Source organism: Aquabacterium sp. UBA2148 (genome assembly GCF_002328915.1).
Classification (GTDB): domain Bacteria; phylum Pseudomonadota; class Gammaproteobacteria; order Burkholderiales; family Burkholderiaceae_C; genus Aquabacterium; species Aquabacterium parvum.
In genome coordinates this window covers 1,383-5,543 of record NZ_DCXA01000172.1, presented here as the reverse complement: position 1 = coordinate 5,543, position 4,161 = coordinate 1,383, and the positions used below count along the sequence as shown (strand labels likewise).

Annotated in this window: 4 protein-coding genes; 1 reads left to right on the top strand and 3 read right to left on the bottom strand. The window is 66.6% G+C overall.

All coding sequences use genetic code 11. From position 1 onward, the window contains the following. From B2W70_RS09620 to dusA, 3 genes are all read right to left on the bottom strand, one after another. A partial coding sequence (locus tag B2W70_RS09620) for an adenosine deaminase (protein WP_286745191.1) occupies positions 1-1,027 on the bottom strand: 1,027 nt, incomplete at its 3' end. 89 nt (positions 1,028-1,116) lie between these two features. Continuing rightward, positions 1,117-2,448: a guanine deaminase gene (guaD, locus tag B2W70_RS09615; RefSeq protein ID WP_286745190.1), complete on the bottom strand. Its 1,332-nt coding sequence runs from the start codon at positions 2,446-2,448 to the stop codon at positions 1,117-1,119. A gap of 13 nt (positions 2,449-2,461) precedes the next feature. After that, the gene (gene dusA / locus B2W70_RS09610) at positions 2,462-3,502 is read right to left on the bottom strand and encodes a tRNA dihydrouridine(20/20a) synthase DusA (RefSeq protein ID WP_414631046.1); all 1,041 of its coding nucleotides are present in this window, start codon (positions 3,500-3,502) and stop codon (positions 2,462-2,464) included. A 375-nt stretch (positions 3,503-3,877) separates the two neighbouring features. On the opposite strand from dusA, the gene B2W70_RS09605 reads away from it, so the two are divergent. Beyond that, positions 3,878-4,161, top strand: a 284-nt coding sequence (locus tag B2W70_RS09605; RefSeq protein WP_286745186.1) for an AMP-binding protein, incomplete at its 3' end; no start/stop codon positions are given.

Sequence of the window (4,161 nt, the reverse complement as noted above, 5' to 3'; positions counted from 1 at the left end):
CGAGCCGCGCCAGCCAGCCCGCTTTGGCCTGCTCGGTCACGAAGCTCGCCTCAATGCTGTTGCGCGCCAGGGTGTAGGCCTCGCTCACGCCCAGAGGCAGGGCCGCGAAGGTGGCCAGGTAGTTTTGGTTGACGTAGCCGCCAAAGTAGGCTGGGTCGTCCGAGTTGATGGTGACTTTCAGACCCGCGTCCAGCAGGGTCTTCAGGTTGTGCTGGGCCATGTCACCGAACACGCACAGCTTGATGTTGGAAAGCGGGCACACCGTCAGCGCCGTGCCCTCACGCGCCAGGCGCTTGACCAGCTCCGGGTCTTCAACACAACGTACGCCATGGTCGATGCGCTCGACGTGCAGGATGTCCAGCGCGTTGACGATGTACTCGGGTGGGCCTTCTTCACCCGCGTGAGCGACCAGGTGCAGGCCCAGCTGACGGCAGCGCTCGAACACGCGCGCGAACTTTTCTGGTGGGTGACCGCGCTCGCTCGAATCCAGGCCCACACCGATGAACAGGTGCTTGAACGGCAGCGACTGCTCTAGCGTCTCCAACGCCGCCTCTTCTGAGAGGTGGCGCAGGAAGCACATGATCAGCGAGGCGCTCACGCCCAGCTCCGCCTTGGCACGCTCACAGGCCGAGGTCAGGCCCTTGATCACGACCTCGAACGGCACGCCACGGTCGGTGTGGGTCTGCGGGTCGAAAAACATCTCGACGTGCACGACGTTGTCAGCCTTCGCCTTGAGCAGGTAGTCCCAGGCCATGTCGTGGAAGTCCTGCTCCTTGAGCAGCACCGACGCACCGGCGTAGTAGATGTCCAGGAAGCTTTGCAGGTCGGTGAAGGCGTAGGCCTGGCGCAGCGCCTCGACGCTGGGGTAGCTCAGTTGCACGCCGTTGCGCTGGGCCAGCGCGAAGATGCGCTCGGGCTCCAGCGAGCCTTCGATGTGCAGGTGCAGCTCGGCCTTGGGCATGGCGGCCAGCAGCTCGGGCAAGCGCGCGGCGGGGATGCGGGCAAAGGTGTCGGCGGACAGGGTCATGGTCGATCCGGTGGGTTCTTGAATCGTGGGGAGATCGCCCCGCTCGCCCTCGTGGAGCGCGGCCGGGCCATGGAAGCAGTGTGCCGGACTCAGCCGGCGGCGGCAAACACGGTGCGGCCGGCCACCAGCGTTTCACGCAGGTTGCGCTCGTCGCCCAGGGTCATCCACACGAAGACGCGTTCGTGCAGTTCTCGACACAGGCCGTCGCGGTGGCGGGACACGTCGTCGCGCGCCCAGTCCCACACCGCGAGGTCGGCATGGCGACCGGGCTCGATGGCGCCGATTTCATCCTGCAGGCCCAGCGCTCGGGCGGCGCCCAGGGTGGCGGTGTAGAGCGCCTTCCAAGCCGTCAGGCGGGTGCCTTGCAGGGCCTGGATCTTGTAGGCGTCCTGCATGTTGCGCAGCATGCTCAGGCTGGTGCCGCCGCCCACGTCACTGGCCAGGCTCACGTGCAGGCCATCGCGCTGGGCCTGGGCCCAGTCGAACAGGCCGCTGCCCAGGAACAGGTTGGAGCTGGGGCTGTGGGCGATCTGGGCACCGTGTTCTCGCAGCACGGCTCGGTCGCGCTCGTCCAGCCAGATGCCATGGGCCAGCACCGCACGCGGGCCGATCAGGCCGTCGCGGTCGTAGACGTCGAGGTAGCTGCGGGCGTCGGGGTAGAGCTCCATCACCCACTTGACCTCGTCGCGGTTCTCGGCGACGTGCGTCTGCATGTAGGTGCCGGCGTAGGTCTGGCACAGGCGACCGGCCATGGCCAGCTGCTCAGGGGTGCTGGTGGGCGCAAAACGCACCGTCACGGCAAAGGCGTTGCGCCCCTGACCGTGCCAGCGGTCGATCAGGTCAACGCAATCGCGCTCGGCTTGTTCGACGTCATCGAGCAGGCCCTCGGGCGCAAATCGGTTCATCAGCACCTTGCCGGTGACCAAGCGCATCTGGGCGGCCTCGGCGGCTTCGAACAAGGCTTCTGCGCTGACTTTGTGAACCGTCGGGAAAACCACGGCGCTGGTCGTGCCGTGGGCCCACAGGACGTTCAGGAAGCGATGAGCGCCTTCGCGAGAGACGGCGGGATCGGCGTAGCGCCGCTCGGCCGGAAAGGTGTAGGTGTTGAGCCAGTCCAGCAGCTCAGTGCCGTAGCTGGCGATGACGTCGAGCTGCGGGCAATGCACGTGCGTGTCGATGAAGCCGGGCAGGATCACCTTGCCCACCTGCTGCTCCACCGGCCCCCCTTCCCAGCCGGCCGGCAGGGCTTCATCGGGCGACAGCACCGCCGCGATGCGACCGGCGTCGATCAGCACGCGATGGCCGGGGCGCCAGCGCACGCCGGGTGATTCCTGCGGCGTGGCAAAGCCAGGGTCGTCGGTGAAGTCCAGCAGGTCGCCCTGGAGGATGCGGCGTGAAGATGCGGAAAGGGTGTCGGTCATGGGACTTGTGGAGTCAACCCACCTGAGCAGCAAGGCCCATGCCGGGTTCATCTTCGCGGCGCGGGGGGCGCTGGTGGGCCAGTCGCATCACCTTGGAGGGCAACTCGTTCTTCAAGGTGTGGTCCGACCACACCTGGCGCCAGCGGCGCGCGCCTGGCAGGCCGTTGTAGAGCCCCAGGATGTGGCGGATGACCTGGTGCCAGCGCACCTCGCCATGCGCCCAGCCCTTGGTGCGCGCCATCTCGCGCTCGACGTAGGCCACCATGGCGGCCTCCACGCCTTCGCGGGTCAGCGCCTCGGAGCGCTTGGCATGGCCGAAGAACTGCTCGTCCCACTCCGACAGGATCCAGGGCGTGTGATAGGCCGCGCGCCCCACCATGACGCCGTCAAGCGTCACGCCAGGCAACTCGGCGTCGGGCTGCAGTTGCTCCAGGCAGGCGGCGTTGTCGGCCAGGCCGCCGTTGAGCACGATGGTCAGGTGCGGGAAGTCGCGCTTGAGCTGGTGCACGGTGCCGTAGCGCAGCGGCGGGATCTCGCGGTTTTCCTTCGGGCTCAGGCCCTTGAGCCAGGCGTTGCGCGCGTGCACGATGAAAACTTGGCAGCCGGTTTCGGCCACGGTGCCCACGAAGTCGCGCACGAAGTCGTAGGACTCGCTCTGGTCGATACCGATGCGGTGCTTGACGGTGATGGGCAGCTTCGGGTCGCCATCGACGGCGTCGATCATCGCCTTGATGCAGTCGGCCACCAGCGAGGCCTCGTTCATCAGGCAAGCCCCGAAGGCGCCGCGCTGCACGCGCTCGCTGGGGCAGCCGCAGTTCAGGTTGACCTCGTCGTAGCCCCATTTCAAGGCCAGCCTGGCGCATTCGGCCAAGTCGGCCGGTTCGCTGCCGCCAAGTTGCAGGGCCACCGGGTGCTCGAATTCATCGAAATCAAGGAAACGGTGCATGCCGCCGTGGATGATGGCCCCGGTGGTCAGCATCTCGGTGTAGAGGCGCGCTTCGCTGCTCAGCAGGCGGTGGAAATACCTGCAATGGCGATCGGTCCAATCGAGCATGGGCGCCACGCAGGCGCGCCATGGCGAGGCTTCAGGGAGGGTTGAGACAGTGGGGGAATCGGACACAAGAGAAATTTGCTACGGAAATCGACGAAACCTGCCCTGTCACCCTTCAATCGTGGGGCCGATACAGGTAGTTACGCAGGATGAAATCAAAATAAGATGAACAAGGGCGTCCGTTCAGCGGACAGGTAAGTTCCGTGGATTTTCGGACACTCACCGGCGGGCCGCATCGAGCCTTGCCTCCCACACAAAAAAACACCTCTCGGAAAACAGGACAGGACGTCATGACTCAGCCCACCTACCAGCCCAGCGTGACGGCACCGGACTTTAGCCCAAGCCCCTTGACCCTGCCACCAGCCCCGGTGCGCTGAGATGGCCGCCCACCGCCCCAGCACCGACATGCCCACCCGCCACCTGTTCCCCCTTCGCCAGACCTTGCAGCGGGCCGCTCAGCGCTGGCCCGATGCCCCCGCGCTGTCGAGTGGCCAACAGGTGCTGAGCTACCGGGTGCTGGCCGACCTCGTGGCCCGCCGCGCCGATGCCTGGCGCGCCGCAGGACTGGTCGCGGGAGACCGCATCGGCATCGCCGCCAGCCGCAGCATCGAGACCATCGTCTCCATCGTGGCGGCCGTGGAGTCGGGCCTGGCCTACGTGAA

Excerpts from the sequence above, each read along its gene's own strand:
- guaD (WP_286745190.1), bottom strand. The coding sequence starts at position 2,448 with ATGACCGACACCCTTTCCGCATCTTCACGCCGCATCCTCCAGGGCGAC.
- dusA (WP_414631046.1), bottom strand. The coding sequence starts at position 3,502 with ATGCTCGATTGGACCGATCGCCATTGCAGGTATTTCCACCGCCTGCTG.